Genomic DNA, 20,648 nt, shown 5'->3' with positions numbered 1-20,648 from the left:
GCCACGCGCGTAGCGGCTTAAAGCGGCGTTAGCTTAGCAAAACCGAGCACTAGCCATTTCACCCCTTCGCCTTCAAAGCTGACCTGTACCCGGGCGCGGGCACCTTCGCCTTCCGCGTTAAGGATAATCCCTTCACCGAACACCGGGTGCTCAACGCCTTGCCCAACATGTAAAGCGGGTAAATCACCACTGCTCTCGACGCTTTGCTGGGCAAAGGAGGTGCGCGATGCGGTCACCGGGCGGGAAATATGCCCGCGCAGGCGAACTTCTTCCAGCAGGTGCGGCGGTAGCTCGCGCAAGAAGCGGGATGGGCGTGGAAATACCTCTTTGCCGTGTAGGCGGCGGGTTTCGGCGTGGGTCAGGTAGAGCTTCTGCATGGCGCGAGTGACGCCGACGTAACACAGCCGGCGCTCCTCTTCGAGCCTACCCGGCTCTTCCAGGGACATCTTGTGCGGGAAGAGTCCCTCTTCGACCCCAGCAATAAACACCACGGGAAACTCCAGGCCTTTGGCGGAGTGCAGTGTCATTAACTGTACGCTGTCTTCAAACTCTTCGGCTTCGTGGTCGCCAGCGTTAAGGGCGGCTTCTGAGAGAAACGCTTCTAGCGCCGCCATGCCTTCGCCCGCTTCGGGGGCTTCAAAGACATCGCCTTGGATAAAGGCGCGGGCAGCGTTAACCAGCTCTTCCAGGTTCTCGACCCGTGCCTGGCCTTTCTCGCCGCGTTCACTTTTGTGATGCTCTATCAAACCGGTATGAACGGTAACGTGATCGATGATCTCGTGCAGCGCCATACCAGAAGCATCGTTATCGAGCTGTTCAATCAGGTTGGCGAAGGTTTGTACGGCATTGGCCGCGCGACCTTTCAAGGTATCGTCGTTAATCGCATCGTGGAGTGCCTGCCACAGCTGAATGCCTTGTTCACGAGCGCGCAGGCGGACAATCTCGACCGTGCGCGTGCCGATGCCGCGGGTGGGTACGTTAATCACCCGCTCTAGCGAGGCGTCGTCATCGCGGTTGAGCATCAGGCGCAGGTAGGCCAGGGCATTCTTGATTTCCAGGCGCTCGTAGAAGCGGTGACCGCCATAAATACGGTAGGGCATGCCTTGGCGAATCAGCGTCTCTTCCATCAGCCGCGACTGGGCGTTTGAGCGGTAGAGAATGGCGATATCGCGGCGGTTAAAGCCTTCGTCGACCTTTTCTTTGATGGTGTCAACGATATAGCGCGCTTCTTCCAGGTCGTTAAACCCGGCGTAGATCGAGATCGGCTCGCCTTCGATGCCGTCGGTCCAGAGGTTTTTACCCATCCGCTCGCTGTTATGGCTGATCAGCGTATTGGCGGCTTCCAGAATCGCGCTGGTGGAGCGATAGTTCTGCTCTAGACGCACGGTATGGGTTTGCGGGAATTCCTGCTCAAAGCGGCTGATATTCTCCACCTTGGCGCCGCGCCAGCCGTAGATCGACTGGTCGTCATCACCGACGGCGGTCATTGGCGTTTTCATGCCGGTGAGCAGTTTTAGCCAGGCGTATTGCAGGGTATTGGTATCCTGAAACTCATCAACCAGCACGTGACCAAAGCGCTCCTGGTAGTGATTTAACAGCGCTGGGTTATCGCGCAGTAGCTCCAGGCTGCGCAGCAGCAACTCGCCGAAATCGACCAGACCGCCGCGCTCACAGGTGAGCTGGTAGCGCTCGTAGAGCTCAACCATCTGGCCCATGTAGGCATCGCCATCCACATTGACCTGGTGCGGGCGCAGTCCCTCCTCTTTGCAGCCGGAGATAAAGTGCTGCACTTGGCGGGGCGGGTAGCGTTCGTCGTCGATGGCGTAATCTTTCAGCAGCCGTTTGACCAGGCGTAACTGATCGTCGGAGTCGATGATTTGAAAGTGTTGCGGCAGCTTGGCGTCCTGCCAGTGGGTGCGCAGCAGGCGGTGGGCGATGGAGTGAAAGGTGCCTACCCATACATGGCGCATCGAGATGCTCAGCAGCGCCTCGAGGCGGGTGCGCATCTCCTTGGCGGCTTTATTGGTAAAGGTGACCGCCAGCAGCGCGTAGGGTGAAAGCCCTTCGGCCTGCATCAGCCAAGCAATGCGATGAACCAGCACGCGGGTTTTGCCCGAGCCTGCGCCTGCGAGCACCAACAGATTACCTTGGGGGGCGCTCACTGCTTCGCGCTGGGCGGAGTTGAGCTGATCGAGAATCGCCGTGACGTCGTCCATAGTAGCCGCTGCCGGATCAAAAAATAGGCGGCTAGTCTAGCACAGCCAGCAAACTGGCTGTGTATACAGGTTAACGATTAGGACTCTTCAGGAAAGCGCAGCGTGTTGAGGCTCTTTTTAACGGCTTTAAGCTGTTCGGCGAGTTTTGGGCCGCGGGTTTTAGCGACCCCGACCGCGAGCACATCAATCAGCACCAGATGCGCTATACGCGAGCTAAGGGGGGTATAGATTTCGGTGTCTTCATGAACATCGATATACAGTGGCAGGCTGACCTCCTCGGCGAGCGGTGAGCCGCTGGGGCATAGCCCAATCACTGTGGCACCAGCTTCACGGGCGAGCCGCACGCTGGCAACCAGCGCTTTGGTGCGACCCGTTTGCGAAATGGCCACCACCACGTCGCCATCGTTTAAGGTTACTGCCGACATATTCTGCATATGCGGGTCGGCGTAAGCCGAAGTGGAGATCTGCAGCCGGAAAAACTTGTGCTGGGCATCAAAGGCCACGGCTCCGGAAGCCCCAAAGCCATAGAACTCGACCCGGTTGGCCATCGCTAGCGCATTAACCGCTCGGCCCAGGGCGTCGTTATCCAGCCGGTCACGCACAGAGAGCAGCGTACCCACGGTCGAGTCGAAGATGCTATGGGAAAATTCAGCGACCGAGTCGCTATCGTTCATGGAGAACTGCGCGAACTGACTGCCGCTGGCCAGCATTTGCGCCAGCTGTAGCTTGAAGTCCTGAAAGCCATTGCACCCCAGCGCACGGCAAAAGCGCACCACGGTGGGTTCGCTAACGGTGGCTTCGGTGGCCAGATCCACAATTCGCATGTGGATGACCTCTTCGGGGTTGCGCAGTACAAACCGCGCCACTTTTTGCTCGGAGCGTCGAAAGTGCTCCATGCGGCGTCTCATTTCATCGAACAGGGCGCGACTCACGTTCAGCTCCTTGGGTGCTCAACCAACAGATATTCAACAGTACGTCAATATACGGTCGTTTGAAACGGCCGTTTCTGTCTGTCTGTTCATTGTTATGCTTTGCGTACATTCAATGCTGATGTTCACAGTATGCCTCAATGAGTGGATAGGGCCACTAACTATCGGGCCGTGTTTCGTCAGCGTTTAAAGGTCGTTAGCCAGTTTTTTTAAGATTGGTCATCATTTTGTCAAGTAGGTTATAGTAATAATTGAAGTGCCGCACTGCATCATAACAGTCGTCACGGATGCAGGTGGACGAAGGCATATTCATCTGGAGGAACGTCGATTATGAGAAACGTCGAACGAATCACCTCGGTTAAAAGCGAATTGCTCGACATTTTTATGAGTTTGCAAGTGGATGAGCATGCTCAGCGCCAGCGAAGTGCTGCCCAGCGTAGCTTGAGAGCGCGCCGTGGTATTGAGCTGCACAGGGAGTTCCAAAAATTATCGCGGGATATCGCCCCCTTGCCCGACGAAGATCGGCAAGAGAGCGAATTGCACTGAGGTTAGCAAACAGCAGGGAAGTGACGGCTTACCTTAAATAAGCCCTGTCACGAACACCGCAATAACGCCAGCGGGCGCTACATAGCGCGCGATGATATTCCATACGCTTTTACCGGTCGCTGAAAGTTCAAGCTCAGCTTCGACACTTTTGCGATCCAGGCACCAAGCGGCGAAGAGAATCGCGCCTAGCCCGGTTAGTGGCAGCATTATTTTGCTGGTCAGCGTATCCAGCAGATCGAACACGCCCAGCCCAAACATGAGCGGTTCGCTCCATACGTTGAACGATAGCAGCGCCGCAATGCCGAGCAACCAAGCCCCCACGCCGGCCACAACAGTTGCCATGACACGGCTGAGCGGCGTGCGCTCTTCAATAAACTCAACTACGGGCTCAAGCAGTGAAATCGCCGAAGTCAGCGCCGCAAACGTAAGCAGCAAGAAGAACATCAAGCCTAGGATCAAGCCACCATCCATATTGCCAAATGCTAGCGGCAGAGTGACGAAAATCAGCCCAGGGCCCGAAGCGACATCCAGATTATTAGCAAACACGATCGGGAAGATAGCTAAACCCGCGCCTAAAGCGATGACGGTATCCATGATGATGACCGTGCGGGCGGTTTGCAGCAGATCGATCTCTTTGTCCAAATAAGAGCCGTAAGCCATCATGATGCCCATACCCAGTGAGAGGGTGAAGAAGGCGTGGCCCAAGGCGGCTAGCACGGTTTCTGCTGTGAGCTTGCTCCAGTCCGGGTTGAACATATACGTCAACGCCTCGCCAAAGTGGCCGGTTGTCATGCCATAACCGATCAGCACGACCAGCAGTAGTGCGAGGACTGGCATCAGAATGCGTACAGCGCCTTCAAGGCCTTTGGTAACGCCGCGGGCGACAATCCCAATGACCAGCAGCATAAACACGGAGTGGCCCAGCAGCAGCAACCCAGGGTTACTCAACATGCCATTAAATAGCGCGCCAATGCCATCGGCATCTTGACCGCTAAAAGCACCGCTCACCGAGTTGACGGTGTAGTAGAGCGACCAGCCGCCAATCACGCTGTAAAACGACAAAATCAAGAAGGCCCCGACAATGCCGCTAATGCCCACGATGGCCCAGGCTTTGGGCTTTTTCGCCGTGCGCGCTAGCTCTGACATGGTGCTGGCGGGGTTCTTCTGGCCGCGCCGCCCCAATAGCCACTCAGAGACAAGAATGGGCAAGCCGATCAGCGCGATACAGAGCAAATACACAAATACGAAAGCAGCGCCGCCGCTTTCACCCACCATATACGGAAATTTCCAGATATTCCCTAGACCCACCGCTGAACCAGCGGCGGCCAGCACAAAGGTCATTCGCGATGACCACTGCGCATGCGCAAGCTTCGCCATACATCACCCATTAAGTCGATTGTTGTGTAAGTCACTGCGTGTTGAACACGCTAGTTTTCGGAAAATTGCGTCATTGCCAGCGTACTTTTCCGAAAGTAAGCGCAATTTATCTGATCGACCGCAAGCATGCCAGTTAGCTGACCTAAAAAGGTGGGTTAAAACAGTTGGCTTTGCTTTTCACCCGCGAAGGGGCCAAGAGCGGGTAATGGCGTCACTTCTCCTAGTGCGTTATAGAGTAAGCGGGCCATGTGGGGAGACTCGCGGTTGTCCGCAGTATGCACAAATAAGAAAGGGGTTTTCCCCTGACTTATCCACAGCTTTAGGCGGGCTTTCCAGGCGGTGAAGTAGTCACTATTAATCGTTTTGTCAATATGGCCAATAAAGCGAATGACAGGAAAATTTGCCGTGGAAAGCACGTGTAGCGGGAGTTTCGGCTTTTCTTGCTGGGCGTGGGCCAAGCCCAAATGGTCATTTGCCGGGGTTGAGAAGAGCGGGCGCACGTCGAGCATCACGCGGTTGGCCGAATAAGTTATCAACAGGCGGTTAAGGGCAATTTCGGCGGCCCCTTTGTGGAAAAACTCAGGATGCCGAACCTCGACCGCGCAAGGCAAATGGGTAGGCCAAGCGGCAAGTAGCGCTTCAAGCTGGGGAAGCTCTTGGGGGCCGAAATCTCGTGGTAGTTGCACCATGGTGGGGCCAAGGCGGTCGTGCAGAGGTTCTAGCGCCGCTAAAAATGCCCAGGCCTCCTCTAACCGCGTTAGCCGTTGATCGTGGGTTACGCTGGCCGGTAATTTAAAACAAAAGCGAAAGTGGGATGGTGCCTGGCGCGCCCAGGCAGCAATGGTGTCCGGCTTTGGGGTACCGCTATAAAAGGTAGTGTTGCCCTCAACGCTGGAAAACACCGCCGCGTAATCGCTTAGCAGCTCAGTTTTGGCGTGGCGTGGATAAAGGTTGCCCAGCCAGTCTTGATTGGCCCACATAGGCAAGCCTAGATAAAGAGGAAGCGTCATGGGTGCCAGCCTACATCGACAAGATCAAGCGCTAATGTAACAGGTTAAGAGCCTTGCCCGTTAAGCGTGAATGGCGGCTTTTATATAACCTTTGTATGGCTTATATGTATAGCAAGGCGCGGAAAAAGTGAAATTGTTAAGGCGCCGATAGCGCTACTATGTAGGTATAGCCCTTTATTGGCAGTAGCCGTTTACAAACAGGATAGCGCCATGTGTTCAGCTTACGTTAGCAGTGATGAAATCCGCGACCAGTTTTCCCAAGCGATGTCGGCAATGTATCAGCAGGAGGTGCCGCAATACGGCACCTTGCTGTCACTGGTTGAGGCAGTCAACCAGGAGGTGCTAGCCGCTAACCCAGGGCTAAATAACGCATTGCAAAATAGCGATGAGCTGGCGCGTATCAACGTTGAACGCCACGGCGCTATTCGAGTGGGGAGTCCAGGCGAGCTTGCTATGCTGCGGCGAATGTTTGCGGTCATGGGGATGGAGCCAGTGGGGTATTACGACTTATCGACCGCAGGCGTGCCGGTACATTCCACCGCGTTTCGGCCGGTCGCGGATAGTGCGCTCAAGCGTAACCCCTTTCGTGTCTTTACCTCGCTGTTGCGCCTTGAACTAATTGAAAAGTTCGAGCTAAGAGAACAGGCGAGTGAAATTTTAAGTGCCCGCGATATCTTCACTGCCAAAGTGAAAGCGCTTATCAAGCGTTTTGAGCAGCAGGGTGGCCTAAGCGCCGATGATGCCAAGCAGTTTGTTCAGGAAGCGTTGGAAACGTTCCGCTGGCACGACAACGCCACGGTCGACTTGGCCACCTATGAGCGTTTGCATGCCGAACACCGCTTAATTGCCGATGTGGTCTGCTTCCGCGGCCCGCACATTAACCACCTAACGCCGCGCACGTTAGACATTGATGAAGTGCAGCGGCGCATGCCCAGCGTTGGCATCGACCCTAAAGCGACTATTGAAGGCCCACCACGCCGGGATTGCCCAATCCTTCTACGTCAAACCAGCTTCAAAGCACTGGAGGAGACGATTGCTTTCGCGGACGCTGCTGAAGGTAAACACACCGCCCGCTTTGGTGAAATCGAACAGCGCGGTATCGCATTAACGCGCAAAGGACGCGAGCTATACGACCGCCTGCTAGCAGCTGCCAAAGAGAACTCGCCCACAGCAGCCAATAATGACGCCCATCAAGCGTATTTATCTGACGTGTTTAAAGAGTTTCCCGATACGTATGAAACGCTGCGTCGTGAAGGATTAGCGTTTTTCCACTACCAGGCGGTTCAAGGTGTATCTGTGCAAGGGCCGATCTCAGTTGAGCAGGTGGATAGCTTGATCGAGCAAGGCGCTCTGAGAGTTACCCCCATGATTTATGAAGACTTCTTACCCGTGAGTGCGGCCGGTATTTTTCAATCCAACCTGGGGGGAAGCAGTCATGACCATTACGCCAGTAGCGCAAGCCAGCAGGCGTTTGAGCAGGCCCTGGGGAGAGCCGTCATCGATGAAATCGAGCTGTATGCCCAGCGCCAGGAAGCATCGCTTGAACAGGCGCTGGCGCAGTTGGCGGTTTAAGTGATAAAACAGGTAGCTACGTCAATTTACCCACTAACGCTGAAGGTTGAAGAGAGTTATGAGTCAAGGAAAGGTATTGGTATTACATGGCCCCAACTTAAATTTGCTGGGTAGCCGTCAGCCAGAAATATATGGGTACGAGACGTTAGACGACGTGAATAACATCTTGCGGGAGAAAGCAGTGATGGCCGACTGGGACATCACATGCCTGCAGAGCAACCATGAAGGCGAACTGATTGACGCCATTCACGCCGCACGCCTGGATGGCACCCAAGCGATTATTATCAATCCCGCTGCCTACACGCATACCTCAGTGGCCATTCTTGATGCGCTCAATGCTTTTGATGGCAAAGTAATTGAGGTGCATTTATCCAATGTTCACAAGCGCGAAGCCTTTCGCCATCACTCCTACGTCTCGCTGCGCGCCGATGGCGTCATTGCTGGCCTCGGGGTTCAAGGCTATCGAGCTGCGCTAGAGGCAGTGATGGTAGAGGCTAATTAATATGCGCCCTTACTTGAGCCACTTTATTTTGTAAAACAGGTAAGTACACATTAATCAACGTATCAAGATCGACCCGGGCAGCGTTAGTGCTGATATTGATTGCGCCCATTAAATGCTGCTTGGCGTCATAGACAGGAACGGCAATGGAGCGCAAGCCGGAGTCAAGCTCTTGATCAGAAATTGCATAGCCCTGCTGCCGCGCTTTTATTATCTGGTTTCGTAGCTCACTCACATCTGTCACCGTTTTATCGGTGTAAGACTCTAGAGCAACCGACGAAAGAAAGTGATCAAGGTCGGTATCGCTGAGTTGAGCGAGCAACATGCGCCCCATGGAGGTATGAGCTGCTGGCAGTCGAGTGCCCACTGAAAGCGTAATCGCCATCAAGCGATGCTTTGCTGCCGAGCGCGCTACGTAGATAACATCATTGTCATCGAGCACACCAAGCGAGGAGGACTCACCGGTTTCAGCGGTAATGTCTTCGAGATGTTGCTGAATAACATCTCGGTAATTATTAGCCGATAAAAAGGCATAGCCGAGCTGAAGCACGCGGGGTGCCAATTCAAAGTAACGTTGCTGTTTTCGCACGTACCCCAGTGCATGCAGAGTGAGCAAGAAGCGCCTAGCCTTTGCTCTATTCATTCCCGTGCGCGCGGCGACTTCGCTTAGTGTCATACGCGGGTGCTCATGATCGAATGCCTGGATAACTTCCAGGCCACTAGCAAGCGCCGTTACAAAGTCGCGATTGTCTTCACTCAGCATTTCTTCCTGCATTTTTACTATCCATTGTCCTAAAATCTGAGATAAAAGATTAGCGTAAAAAAGTTCGCAGTGCGAACGTGCCTCACTCTTCCAGCCAACTATCTCGCCTCTTACTACTAAAGTTGTGTTTTTTAAAGGGTTAGCAACAACGTAATCTCAAGCTAGATATTACGAATACGTGTACGTCTTACGAACAATAGTTAAGTATAAGCAATCGCTTAGCAACGCACAGGAAGATAACAATGAATAAACTCCTTAGCGCAACATGTCTGGCTGCCTTCGGTAGCGCTCTGGCGCTGGGCCTTGTGGTTTCCTCCGCCAGTGCCAATGAGTGGCCCACCGACGATATTCGTCTTGTCGTCCCTTACGCCCCAGGTGGCACTACGGATGTGTTGTCCCGCCGCGTCGCGGATCTTCTTCAGCAAGAGCTTGATGCTAACGTGGTTGTGGAGAACCGCCCGGGGGCGGGCTCTACGGTGGGCACCGGTCGTCTCGCCCGCGGTGGACGTGATGCCAACCATACGATTCTGATGGCATCACCTGGTCACACCATTGGCGCTGCCATTTACCCTGACCTTACCTACGATCCAGTCGAAGATTTTGTCTTCCTGCAAAATATGATCGATATTCCCAATGTCATGGTGGTGCCCGCCGATAGCCCTTATGAAAGTGTTATTGAGTTCGTTGAAGCGGCCAAAGAAGAAAACATGACTTTTAGCCACAGCGGCGTGGGTAGCTCCATCCATATGTCCGGTGAGTTATTTAAAACGTTGACTGAGTCCAATATGACGGCAGTGCCTTTTGCCGGCAGCGGTGCGTCGCTTCCTGCGCTATTGAGTGGTGATGTCGATGTCTCATTCGAGAACATGCCGACCGTTCTTTCGCACATTCGCGCTGGTGACTTGCGCGCTCTGGCGGTAACCTCCGCTGAGCGGTCAGAGTACTTGCCGGATGTACCCACCCTGTCGGAAGTGGGCGAATATAACCTCGACCAGTTCGTCACGACGGCATGGTTTGGCCTGGTGGCACACAGCTCTTTCCCTGAAGAGGCGCAAAGCGTTATGCAGGACGCCCTGGCTAAAGTGATGGAACGTGAAGAGTTTTTGGACTTTGCTGATCAGTTGGGCGCCGAACCGGGTCAGGTGTCTGGCGAAGAGTTCAAGCGGTTCATCGCCGATGAAGTTGAACGTTGGGAAGGTGTTGCACAACAGGCCGGTATTAGCCAGTAACTGAGTAGTCTTCCGTCATAGCACTGAGGCGAGGGCCGCTGCCCTCGCCTCTCTTGTTTCCCAGGAGAAGGCCGCGATGACACCCTCGGGTTCCAAGCGCAGAGTAAAAATAAAAGACACCAGCGACCTCATCACCGGCATCGTTTTGCTGGGATTTGCCATTGTGTTGGTCTTTTACCTGGTACCCAACTATATAAACGAACCGCCGATCCTACAAAACCCAATGATGTCGCCACGGTGGCTGCCGGCGATTATCGGCTGGTTGATTCTGCTGTTTTCGATTCTACTCATTCTTCAGGCCTTCATTTTGGAGGGAAAAACCGAGGAGGATGAGAGAGCGATTGAGAAAGGCTCTACGCGGCGTTTCGTGCTAATGGTGCTATCGCTGGTGATATATATTGCCTTGTTTGAGGTGATGGGCGCCGTGTTCTGCGGCATTTTGGCAACATTAGTTCTTTTCGTAGCGCACCCGGTTCGCACCTGGTGGGTATATAGTCTGGCATTTCTGTTTCCTGTTGTTGTGGCGCTCTTATTTGTAGAAGTAATGAACGTGCCGCTACCTATAATGCCGCTCGGATTCTGATTCGTGACAACTCTCCTGACACCGGGGTTGGCACAGACCGAGATTGACACACACCGAGAGAGTGCTAGGTGACCTATGGAAAATTTTTCGGAAGTCGTTGGGATATTCTTTAGCCTGGACAACTTTCTGGCCATAGCCGTAGGCGTGGTTATCGGCGTGGTTGTTGGTTCTATCCCCGGTTTAACCGCCACCATGGCGGTGGCATTGGCACTCCCCTTTACCTTCTCCATGCAGCCGGTTGCCGCTATCCTGCTGCTGGTAGGTATCTATAAAGGGGGGATGTACGGCGGCTCCATTACCGCCATTCTAATCAGAACCCCTGGCTCCCCCGCCTCGGCCTGTACGTTGTTAGACGGCTACCCGATGGCCCAGCAGGGGCATGCAAAAAAAGCACTAAAGGCTGCGCTTTATTCGTCGGTGATTGCCGATTTTATCTCCAACATAGCGTTGATCTTTTTTGCCGCCTACTTGGCCAAAATTGCACTGAACTTCGGGGCACCCGAATTTTTCTGGCTGATCTGTTTTTCTCTCACCATTATTATCTCGCTAGCCAGCGGTTCTATGATCAAGGGCCTGATGGCAGCGCTGCTAGGCATTTTGTTGTCCATGATAGGGCTGGATGAGGTCTTCGGTTCCCAGCGGCTTACCTTCGACAACTACAACTTGATGGACAGCATCTCCTTTATCCCCTTGTTGATTGGCCTTTTTGCGATTCCAGAGATTATCGAGTTTTATCGTAAGAAAGCGATCCCTCATATTAAGGCGAAGGCAAGTGGTGCTGGTTTGGCCTTCTCTGAGCTCAAACGTTGTATGAAAAGCATTGTGCGCGGCAGCTTAATTGGCGTCATTATTGGCGCTATCCCCGGCACTGGGGCGACGGCGGCAGCGTTCATCTCCTACAGCGATGCACGTCGACGCTCTCCCAATAAAGCAAATTTCGGCAAGGGTGAGGTAGAAGGGGTGGCAGCGGCTGAGGCCGGTAACAATGGCGTGGCCGGGGCAACACTAATTCCGCTGTTATCGCTAGGTATTCCAGGGGATGTCATCACCGCCATTATCCTGGGGGCTTTTATGGTGCATGGGTTAACGCCTGGCCCGCTTATGTTCCAGGAAAATCTGTCGCTGATCTATGCACTGTTCCTGGGTATTATGTGCAGCTCGGTCATCCTGCTAGTGGTGGGTAACGTTGCCATCAAGTACTTCTCGTTAATTGCTGATATCCCCAAGTCAATTCTCTTTCCCATCGTCTTGATGTTCTGCGTCTACGGCGCTTATGCGGTCAATAACACCACTTTCGACGTGTGGCTAATGCTGGCTTTTGGGGTGTTGGGATATATCTTCAATCGTGCCGCCATACCGGCGGCGCCTTTTCTGATTGGCTTCATTCTGGGGCCGATGTTCGAAGACAACCTGCGTCGTTCTCTGCTCATCGGCTCCAACGACCTGTCGATCTTCGTGCGTGGGCCTATCACCTGGGCTTTCATCGTGCTGACGGTGGGTTCTATTGGCCTAGCCGTTTATCGCTTTGCTGCATCCCGACGTGGCGCGCGAAATAGCACTGACGAGTCACGCCAAACCTGAGTTGCCCGGTCTAACCGACCGTGACTCCACCGCAGACAAACAACGTCTGGCCGGTAATGAAACTGCTGCGCTCGTCGCAAAAGAAACTGACAGCCTGAGCCACGTCTTCAGGTTGTCCCATTCGGCCTAGCGGAATGTTATCGATGATACGTCGGGCGCGCTCAGAGTCGGGCGGGTTGTTCTGCCAGAAGGCACTGGTGGCGATAGGGCCGGGTGCCACGCAGTTGACCGTAATACCGTGCTCAGCAAGCTCCAGCGCCCAGGTGCGGGCCATGGATTGCAGTGCTCCCTTTGTCGCGCTGTAAATAGTGCGCGCCTCTTTACCGAGCACCACACGACTGGCATTCATGACGATACGGCCCATGCCCTGTGCCTTTATAGTGGGCAGTAGCGCTTGAGTGCAGACCAGCGCCGAGCGCACGTTCAGATGCATGAGCTTATCGAAGTCCTCAATCCGTGCCTCTTCAAGCAGCGCTGGTGCCACAATACCCACATTATTGATTAGCCGGGACACCGCATATCGTTCGGCGATTTCCTCCATCACCCGGTGAGTAGCGTTGGCGTCGGCAAGGTCAACTCGGTAGGCGTCTTCTTGTAAAGAGTCGACCTCCGGCGCAACGATATCCGCCACGATAACGCGATAGCCATCCTGCTGGAGACGCAAAGCAATGGCTTGGCCGATGTTTCTCGCTCCGCCGGTTACCACGGCGCAGTCCTGCAGATCAGAGTGTTGGTACATGTTTGTTTTTCTCCGAACACTTTTGCTATTTAAAACGCCATGAGCCCTGACAGTGTCATTAGCCAGATAATCAAGCTAAGGGTAAAGAAAGAGGCTACCGTCGCCACAAGCATTGAGGCAGCACTAACGCCACCTAAACCATAGCGTTGGCCAAACAGTGGGTAAATGCTGATCATTGGCGAGGCCGCAAACAGCAATGCACCGGCCATATAAAGGGGATCAATGTCTGGAACAAAATAGAAGGCGATGAAAATGACCAGCGGGTGAATAAGCAGTTTGCCGACAACGATCTGACCAACATCATTCGCCATACCTTTAACCTGAAGGCCAAATAGTGCGCCGCCGATCACAAACAGCGCCGCTGGGCCCGCCGCTTCGGCGAGCATATCGATGGCTTTAAACAGCGGCGCGGGAATCTTGACGCCGGAAACGGCCAGACAGATGCCGGTTAGTAAGCCTACCAATATGGGGTTTTTGATGAGGTTAAGGGCTGTCTGCTTAAACGTTTTCCATACGCTGGAGCCTTGGTGGTTATCCATTTCGGCCAGAATCAGTGCTGCGGGAATAACCAGCAGGTTTTCAATGAGCATATTGAGCGCTAACAGAACTGCCGCAGGCGAGCCAATCACCATGGCTGCTAAGGGATAGCCAACAAAACCACTATTAGCCGCTGCCATACCGAGTGCCTGCATGGCACTGGCGTTAAGTGGTTGGCGCTGTAGTTTTAAGCAGAGCAGTAACCCCGCACCGAAAACAGCAATAGAGCCCAGGCCGTAAGCAATCAGATAGTGGAGCTTGAAAATATCTTCCAGAGGCTGCTGGGTTAATGCACGAATCACGAGCGCGGGCAGCGCGCAGTAGAGCACAAATACGCCCACTCCTTGCATCTGATCGCGCTGGATAATACCGCTCCATCTCGCTATATACCCTAAGCCAATCAGTAGGAATATGGGAGTGGTAATCCCAAGTATAGCGAGCATGGCGGCCCCTTAGCGCATGAAGGCAAATGGTTAAGTTCGAATAACGAATAATTGTACGCTATTTCTCTTGCGCTTCATGGCATGGAGTGAACAGAAGGCGTGACAAGTTGCTCGATATAATGCGTACGCAGCGGTATCACATGCGGATCGATCTGTTCAGAGGTGATGCAATCGGTGTTTTCAGCCCGCAGACGGTCAGGGTCAAACCGCAGCATCTTGAGCGCTGCCGTTAATTTTCGCTTCCAAGCGCTGCTGCGCGGTGACGCGCACAAAAGCATTCGGCGCACCCAGCCCTTGGTACCCTTCACGCTGCACCAGCTCAAAGAAGAACGCCTGGCGGCCGGGTTGGGTATACAGCTGATGGAAGTCGCCGCCACTGTCTTGATCAAAGAGAATATGGTGATCCTGCATCCACGCATGGGTTTGTGCCGAAAGGTCAAAGCGCGCGGCCAGGTCGCGGTAATAGTTGCCCGGAATTGGCAGTACCGGTATGCCCGCCTGTTGGAGTGCTGCGCTGGTATCGCGCATGGCGTGGGTGCGCAGGGCGACATGGTGAATCCCCGAGCCGCCGTATTGGCGCACAAAACGGTTGCTGGCGGTATCCGGCGAGGCACTGGCGTTAAGCGCCAGACGAAAGCGGCCGTTGTGGTTCTGCAGCACCTGGCTCTGGATCAGCCCGCGGGGATCGGTGACATCGAAGGAGGGCGTTGGCGCCAGCTGGAAAATAGCGCGGTACTGCAGCATCAGCGAGAGGTAGTCGTGGTAGGAGAGTGCCACGCTGATATGGTCGATATCCACCAGCGAACCTTGGGGAACCGGCTGCACATCGACAGGAAACTCACGATCCCAGGTACGGCTTAGCTGCGAGTCATCGATAATATAGGAGAGGCTGCCATCCACATTGCGCAGTGCGCTCATGCGGTGGCTGGCACCGACTTCTTCAGGCTCGACGATAGCGTAACCCAGTTTGTCCGCCCGCTTGAACGCTTCATAAGCGTTGCCGACGCGCAGGCCGATGGCAGTAATGGCGGTCGCGTCACGCCCCGGCACACGGCCGGTGAAACTCGAATCGGTATTGAGCACCAGGTTGACGTCGCCCGCGGCCCAGCGCTCGGCGTTAAGCGTGTGGTGGCGCCCCACGCAGGCCATACCCAACGCACTGAGCAGCTCGCGCAGCGGTGCTAAATCCGCAGGCTCAACGGCGATTTCCAGAAAGGCGACCGACTCGATCGGCTGTGGTGCGGGAATGCCACTGTCGCCCTGCATGCTGCGCAGCAGGTTGTAGGAACGCAGCCCATCCCGGGCCGTCTGGTCGCTGTGGCCCATGCGGAAAACATCGTTAAAGATCTCGTGGGAGAGCGGGCCGTCGTAGCGGGTCTCATCCAACATGGCCATGAATTTATCCATCTGCAGCTCGCCCTGGCCAGGGAAACAGCGGTAGTGGCGGCTCCACGACAGGTGATCCATGGAGAGACGCGGTGCATCGGCGGTCTGCACCAGAAAGATGCGATCCCCCGGAATGCGGCCAATGGTGCCCAGCTCGGTCTGGCGGGAGAAGATATGGAAGGTGTCCAACACCAGGCCGACATTAGGGTGGGCTGCACGGCGAACCACCTCCCAGCTATCGCGGTAGTCGTGAATATGCCGACCCCAGGCCAGCGCCTCATAGGCCACGCGGAGATTACGCCGCGCGGCACGCTCGCCGAGCTCATAGTAGTCATCGGCGGCGCGGCTCAATCCCGGTAGCGAATCAGGGTGGACGGTACTGCACGCCATGAGCAGATCCGTGCCGAGCTCCTCCATCAGATCAAACTTGTGCTCGGCGCGGTCAAAGGCCCGCTCCCGTGCGCGGCCCTGGAGACCCTCAAAATCGCGGAACGGCTGAAGCGTCACCAGCTTAAGGCCGCGGGAGCGAATCAACTCACCCGCTTCCCGCGGCGTGCCGGTGAACGCCGTGAGGTCATTTTCAAACAGCTCAAGCCCCTCAAAGCCGGCTTGAGCAATGGCGTCTACCTTCTCTTCCAGTGATCCGCTTAGGCAAACCGTGGCAATGGATGAGTACATGGCATCACGCTCCTTACATTGAATAGCATCAGTAACCCGCCAGGCGTGGCAGGAAGGTGACTAGCGTGGGTGCTTTACCTACACAGCTTCTCAACCTGTGCCCGTGCTTCGGCCAGTGCTGTACGCCTGGCGTCTCCTTCACCCATGCCAGGTAGTTCAAGAGCTGCATTCCATGTGCCGCGTAGAGCTGAGAGCATGTCCGGAATGGGTAGTGCGCCTTGGCCAGGCATGAGTCGGCCGCCACGTGCTTCGGCAATAATATCGCCTTGAAGCTCAGCCGTGGCGTCGCAAATCTGCACCAGATTGACGAGATCCGGTGGCAGCGTGGCTAACTCTTCAGCAGTTCCGCCTGAGCGGGCAAGATGCAACAAATCCACCAGAATTCGTGCATTGTGCTGTTCAGACTGCGCTACCACCTCACGTGCATCCGACAGCGTGCCAACAGCACGCCAGCGCATGAATTCAAGATGGACAAGCAGCCCGTGTGCTGCTGCGTTTTTGCAGATTGCTGCAAAGCGGTCAATCAACAACGCTCGATCATCGATATCACCGGTAACAATCAATCCGGTTGCTCCCAGCTCCTTTGCTACTTGCAGAAGAGGTCGTAGGGTGTCCGGCGCAAGGTTGTGGGTGATCGGCACTAGCTCTATTTCGCTAATAGCTACGCCCCGGGAATGGGCATAATCACGCAGCGCCAGTGTCTCGACAGAGCCAGGAACCATCGGGTAGACGGGCGTGCCGGCCGCCGCTGAATGTAGGCGCAGCGCGACCGAAGCATGCCCAGTGTCGGCCGCCAAGTCGATGAGCGCAGCAGGCTCGAGTTCCATTGCACTCAAATGTGCGAGTCCGATGGGATGAGCCATTAGTAAGTCGCCCGCCCGCCCGATGCATCGAACACGAAGCCCGTGGTACATGAGCATTCAGGACTAGCTGCGAAGGCCACGACAGCTGCCAGCTCCTCAATACCGAGTAGGCGTTGCATCGGGATCTTCGCTTTCGAAGCAGCGATATGCTCTGCCGTCATTTGCTCTAATAGTTCTGTTTCAACCATTACTGGGGCCACAGCATTAACAGTAACCCCGCTGGTCACTAGCTCTTTCGCGAGCGACTTCGTGAAACCGATGGCTCCCGCTTTAGCCGAAGCGTAGGCAGCGATGCCGGGTACTCCTTCCTTTCCAGCAATGGAGGCGACGGTAACAATGCGTCCGTAGCTCTTTTCAACCATGGCGGGTACGAAGGCGCGGCTAACCAGGAACACGCTATCAAGGTTCACTTGTATCACCCGTCGCCATGTCTCGAAATCATAATCAGCCACGGGGACGACGGGCCCATTAATTCCCGCGTTATTTACAACAATAGATGGAGCGCCATACGTAGTCAGCACTGTTTGAGCGGCAGTGGCAACACTTTCGGGATCAGCAACATCGACGGCCATGGTGTCAATTGGCTCGAAACCCGCAGCCACTGAGTCGAAATACTCGGGCCGGATATCCCAGATAATGACCTGCGCGCCGTCTGCCGCCAGGCGCTTAGCGATCCCACGTCCAATGCCGCGAGCCCCTCCGGTAATGATCGTGATTTGCCCTTCCAGCTTCCTTGTCATGATTCTACTCCAGCGTTCGCTCGGTAATATTTGATCGTCTGTTTCAGCCCTTGAGAAAGTGGTGTGGGCGACCAGTCCACCAATATGGCTGCACTGTCATCGGGTGGCGGAAGCACAATTGGCATCGGATCCCCCGTTGCTGTAACCGAGATATCCTCGCTGGCCTGCTCGTCAAGCATGCGCGCCACCTCGACGGCCTCGATTCTTTGGCCGAACAAATTCACCACGTGCGCGCCCGCAATATCGGCTTTCAGTGCGGCCATAAAGGCTGTGGCCACGTCTGCGACATAAATCATGTCAAGCAACCCTGTAAAGGGAATCGTGAACGATCGACCTTCAGCCACAGCACGTGCAGCAAGGCTTGGTCCAGCAGAAAGGCCTATCTCACGACCAGGCCCGTAAACCACATAAGGCCGCACCCCGACGGAGGCGAGCCCATCATTATCCCAGAAAGACTGCGCGCAGATTTCGCCGGCCAACTTAAAGGCCCCATACAGCGTTGTTGGCTGGGGGGTTGAGCCCCCGCTAGGGCCGTAAACCCCGGCAGAACTCATGTAGATCACGCTCTTCTGGTTGAGTGTTTGTGCGACAGCAAAGACGTTAAGCAGGCCGATCAGATTCACTTCAGCCCCGAGCCGAGGGTTAGCACGGCAGCCGGGAGTCAGCATGCCTGCTAGATGAATGATGCGCTCAGTCCCCATGGCTGCTGCTTGCAACTGATCGGTGTCCCGGATATCGCCTATGTGCCAATTGAGCATGTTGGCGGCATCCGAGCCACAGATCGCGGCCACCAAACGGCGATCCTCTTTCAAGTCAAATACGACGGGGCAGTAGCCCTCAAAGAGTAGTGCGCGCAGTGTCCAAGCGCCGATGAAACCCGCGGCCCCAGTCACAAGAACTTTGGGCGCCTCTGCGGAGGGGAGTGGAGGGAAGGCAAGATCACTCATGGGCATCGACATCGCTCAGTACGTGCTGGGTTTGGTAAAGCGTGATGCAGTCAGACGCAAGTGCTCCCAGGTGATTCTTAAGCGCCACTATCGCCGCCTCAACAGAGGCACGATCCATTCCTTCAACCAACAGAGCAACGGCGACGGTAATGTCTTTATCGCGAGATTCGCGGAAGATTTTCTCCTTTGTGGGCTGCTGGCCAGTGGTAGGATCACCTTCGAGCGCATGAGCTGCCAATATGCCATCAAGGTGCATTATCTTATCTATCCAGTCGCCGTTAGCGAATGCGGTTGCCGTGTCTCGCTTATCTTCTCCAAACTCAAAAGTGGCGATCCAACCCCCGACACCACGCCCTGCACTGCCAAGGACACGGCAAATCGTCCGCGAGGGCGCTATGTATTCCGATAAAATTCGCTGCGTCCAGGGCGTTGGGTCGTTAAGGCGCGCAAGATAAGGCGAAGACTCTAATGTCTCAAGCGTGCGAGTCTCATACATCATAAAGTAGCGACGGTGAGCCGGCGTTCCTTCCACCGCAATACAGCGTCGACCACGAAGGAATCCCGGAACCGACATTCTTTCAGGCATGTGCTCAAGGCTGTGCCAAGCGTTGTAATCCGTCTCTGCTACCTCGGTCACACCGCCCCAATTGGCAAGTATTCCTTGCCCCAAAAATCCCGTCATTATTTGGTTCTCCTGCCGCATTGCCTAAGGAACTGCAGCTGATGACTCAGTAGAATAGTTTTGGTAGTGCCAGCGTCAGCCAAGGCCAGAAGGCCACGAGGCACAGCGCCAGCATGTTGACGGCCAGGAAAGGCAACGAGGCAATAGATAGGCGCCCAACACCGACTCGCGCAATCACCGAGCCTAGATAGATACAGTTGCCCACGGGTGGCGTTACCAGGCCAATCCCTAACGTCATGATCATAATGATGCCGAAGTGCACTGAATCGTAGCCTGCCGCCTCTGCCACAGGCAGCAGTATTGGGGCGAAGAGCACCAGCGCCGGGACAAGATCCATGAACATCCCAACCACCAGCAAAAAGAGAATGATCAATAGGATGATCGTCCAAGGACCGTATCCACCCGTCTCAAAAAGACTTACCAAGGTGGCTGGGTATCTCTCCACAGCAACAATCCAGGCTGTAACGGAGGTGGTAGCGAGGATAAACAGTGGCACGGCCGTGTTGATCGCAGAGTTAACCAGAACCTTCCACATCTGTATCAGCGTCTGATCACGATAGACCACACCGCCTAGCAGCAGCGCATAGATCACGCCGATAACGCCCGCCTCTGTCGCCGTCGTCAGTCCACTTACAATGGCACCGAGCAGGAAGACCGGAAGCAGCAGCGAAAGAAAGGCACTTTTAAAGCTCTCCCAAAGCTCCCTGCGGGTGGCACGGCGTTCGCGGCGTGGCCACTTTTTGCGTTTGGCCATCGTGAAGACCGCCGCCATCAGCATCAGACCCACTAACAAGCCAGGCACAATCCCCGCGAGAAATAGCTGACCCACGCTTTCACCCACCGTAATACCGTAGAGCACCATGGGAATTGAGGGTGGTATCAGTACGCCGATGGTGGATGAGCAAATGGTAATGGCACCCGCATCTTCTCGGGTGTAACCCTGCCGTTCCATTGGCGGTACCATGAGTGAGCCGAGCGCCGCGGTATCGGCCACCGCCGACCCGGAGATACCGCCAAAGAACATGGAGGCGGCAACATTCACTTGTCCCAAGCCACCACGAATATGCCCAACAACTGCATCGGCGAAACGCACTAGACGCTGCGCAATAGACGTTTCGCCAGCCAATGCTCCTGCAAGAATGAAGAGCGGCACCGCAACCAGCGAAAACGACGAAATGGCATTCACCATTTTGTGCCCGATGATCAGCAGCGGGTAGCTGCCATCCAGCCAAATAGCGATGGTAGCCGCAAGCCCCATACCGAAACCGATGGGCACGCCAATGAGCAGCAGCAAGACAAAGACGAGTGCGATTGTCAGCAGCATTTGT

19 protein-coding genes are annotated in these 20,648 nt (G+C 55.1%); 6 read left to right on the top strand and 13 right to left on the bottom strand.

The window, feature by feature from the left end; translation table 11 throughout:
• Positions 1-17: 17 nt before the first annotated feature.
• Together uvrD and hexR are read right to left on the bottom strand one after the other, a co-directional pair.
• The gene (uvrD, locus tag E0L35_RS03600; RefSeq protein WP_138799615.1) at positions 18-2,216 is read right to left on the bottom strand and encodes a DNA helicase II; all 2,199 of its coding nucleotides are present in this window, start codon (positions 2,214-2,216) and stop codon (positions 18-20) included.
• 77 nt (positions 2,217-2,293) lie between these two features.
• Complete coding sequence (gene hexR, locus E0L35_RS03595) at positions 2,294-3,148, bottom strand: transcriptional regulator HexR (RefSeq protein ID WP_022521119.1); 855 nt, start codon at positions 3,146-3,148, stop codon at positions 2,294-2,296.
• Positions 3,149-3,475: 327 nt separating this feature from the next.
• Here hexR and E0L35_RS03590 point away from each other — a divergent pair, with 327 nt between their 5' ends.
• Positions 3,476-3,691 carry a hypothetical protein gene (locus E0L35_RS03590; protein ID WP_035556145.1) on the top strand — a complete coding sequence of 72 codons (216 nt, stop codon included), beginning with the start codon at positions 3,476-3,478 and terminating at the stop codon, positions 3,689-3,691.
• A 33-nt stretch (positions 3,692-3,724) separates the two neighbouring features.
• Here E0L35_RS03590 and E0L35_RS03585 read toward each other — a convergent pair whose 3' ends face one another.
• On the bottom strand, positions 3,725-5,068 hold the full coding sequence (locus E0L35_RS03585) for a sodium-dependent transporter (RefSeq protein ID WP_138799614.1): 1,344 nt from the start codon (positions 5,066-5,068) through the stop codon (positions 3,725-3,727).
• A gap of 155 nt (positions 5,069-5,223) precedes the next feature.
• The gene (locus tag E0L35_RS03580; RefSeq protein ID WP_027958715.1) at positions 5,224-6,078 is read right to left on the bottom strand and encodes a DUF72 domain-containing protein; all 855 of its coding nucleotides are present in this window, start codon (positions 6,076-6,078) and stop codon (positions 5,224-5,226) included.
• 210 nt (positions 6,079-6,288) lie between these two features.
• Here E0L35_RS03580 and E0L35_RS03575 point away from each other — a divergent pair, with 210 nt between their 5' ends.
• Positions 6,289-7,650 carry a VOC family protein gene (locus E0L35_RS03575; protein ID WP_138799613.1) on the top strand — a complete coding sequence of 454 codons (1,362 nt, stop codon included), beginning with the start codon at positions 6,289-6,291 and terminating at the stop codon, positions 7,648-7,650.
• A gap of 58 nt (positions 7,651-7,708) precedes the next feature.
• Positions 7,709-8,152: a type II 3-dehydroquinate dehydratase gene (gene aroQ / locus E0L35_RS03570; protein ID WP_039857779.1), complete on the top strand. Its 444-nt coding sequence runs from the start codon at positions 7,709-7,711 to the stop codon at positions 8,150-8,152.
• Here the strand turns inward: aroQ and E0L35_RS03565 are convergent.
• The gene (locus tag E0L35_RS03565) at positions 8,145-8,924 is read right to left on the bottom strand and encodes an IclR family transcriptional regulator C-terminal domain-containing protein (RefSeq protein ID WP_138799612.1); all 780 of its coding nucleotides are present in this window, start codon (positions 8,922-8,924) and stop codon (positions 8,145-8,147) included. The genes aroQ and E0L35_RS03565 overlap by 8 nt on opposite strands.
• Positions 8,925-9,154: 230 nt before the next feature.
• Here E0L35_RS03565 and E0L35_RS03560 point away from each other — a divergent pair, with 230 nt between their 5' ends.
• From E0L35_RS03560 to E0L35_RS03550, 3 genes are all read left to right on the top strand, one after another.
• On the top strand, positions 9,155-10,141 hold the full coding sequence (locus E0L35_RS03560) for a tripartite tricarboxylate transporter substrate binding protein (protein ID WP_138799611.1): 987 nt from the start codon (positions 9,155-9,157) through the stop codon (positions 10,139-10,141).
• 76 nt (positions 10,142-10,217) lie between these two features.
• Positions 10,218-10,724: a tripartite tricarboxylate transporter TctB family protein gene (locus E0L35_RS03555; RefSeq protein ID WP_041157417.1), complete on the top strand. Its 507-nt coding sequence runs from the start codon at positions 10,218-10,220 to the stop codon at positions 10,722-10,724.
• A gap of 75 nt (positions 10,725-10,799) precedes the next feature.
• A complete protein-coding gene (locus E0L35_RS03550) occupies positions 10,800-12,305 on the top strand; it encodes a tripartite tricarboxylate transporter permease (RefSeq protein ID WP_041157416.1) in 1,506 nt (501 codons plus the stop codon).
• A gap of 10 nt (positions 12,306-12,315) precedes the next feature.
• Here E0L35_RS03550 and E0L35_RS03545 read toward each other — a convergent pair whose 3' ends face one another.
• The 8 genes from E0L35_RS03545 to E0L35_RS03510 all read right to left on the bottom strand — a co-directional run bounded on the left by E0L35_RS03545 (position 12,316) and on the right by E0L35_RS03510 (position 20,644).
• The gene (locus tag E0L35_RS03545; protein ID WP_138799610.1) at positions 12,316-13,044 is read right to left on the bottom strand and encodes an SDR family oxidoreductase; all 729 of its coding nucleotides are present in this window, start codon (positions 13,042-13,044) and stop codon (positions 12,316-12,318) included.
• 29 nt (positions 13,045-13,073) lie between these two features.
• A complete protein-coding gene (locus E0L35_RS03540) occupies positions 13,074-14,024 on the bottom strand; it encodes an AEC family transporter (RefSeq protein WP_138799609.1) in 951 nt (316 codons plus the stop codon).
• 201 nt (positions 14,025-14,225) lie between these two features.
• Positions 14,226-16,088 carry a sugar phosphate isomerase/epimerase and 4-hydroxyphenylpyruvate domain-containing protein gene (locus E0L35_RS03535; RefSeq protein ID WP_138799608.1) on the bottom strand — a complete coding sequence of 621 codons (1,863 nt, stop codon included), beginning with the start codon at positions 16,086-16,088 and terminating at the stop codon, positions 14,226-14,228.
• A gap of 74 nt (positions 16,089-16,162) precedes the next feature.
• Positions 16,163-16,951 carry a sugar phosphate isomerase/epimerase gene (locus E0L35_RS03530; RefSeq protein WP_159178007.1) on the bottom strand — a complete coding sequence of 263 codons (789 nt, stop codon included), beginning with the start codon at positions 16,949-16,951 and terminating at the stop codon, positions 16,163-16,165.
• Positions 16,951-17,691 carry an SDR family NAD(P)-dependent oxidoreductase gene (locus E0L35_RS03525; RefSeq protein WP_138799606.1) on the bottom strand — a complete coding sequence of 247 codons (741 nt, stop codon included), beginning with the start codon at positions 17,689-17,691 and terminating at the stop codon, positions 16,951-16,953. Before E0L35_RS03525 ends, E0L35_RS03530 begins: the two co-directional genes overlap by 1 nt.
• Positions 17,688-18,638: an NAD(P)-dependent oxidoreductase gene (locus E0L35_RS03520; RefSeq protein WP_051430510.1), complete on the bottom strand. Its 951-nt coding sequence runs from the start codon at positions 18,636-18,638 to the stop codon at positions 17,688-17,690. Before E0L35_RS03520 ends, E0L35_RS03525 begins: the two co-directional genes overlap by 4 nt.
• The gene (locus E0L35_RS03515) at positions 18,631-19,320 is read right to left on the bottom strand and encodes a DUF4286 family protein (RefSeq protein WP_022521144.1); all 690 of its coding nucleotides are present in this window, start codon (positions 19,318-19,320) and stop codon (positions 18,631-18,633) included. The genes E0L35_RS03520 and E0L35_RS03515 overlap by 8 nt, the downstream gene beginning before the upstream one ends.
• A 46-nt stretch (positions 19,321-19,366) precedes the next feature.
• Entirely contained in the window at positions 19,367-20,644 is a 1,278-nt protein-coding gene (locus E0L35_RS03510) for a TRAP transporter large permease (protein ID WP_022521145.1), read from the bottom strand.
• Positions 20,645-20,648 lie beyond the last annotated feature (4 nt).

This window comes from Halomonas sp. ATBC28 (genome assembly GCF_005937175.1).
GTDB classification, from domain to species: Bacteria; Pseudomonadota; Gammaproteobacteria; order Pseudomonadales; family Halomonadaceae; genus Vreelandella; species Vreelandella titanicae.
This window is presented reverse-complemented; position numbering and strand designations above follow the sequence as displayed.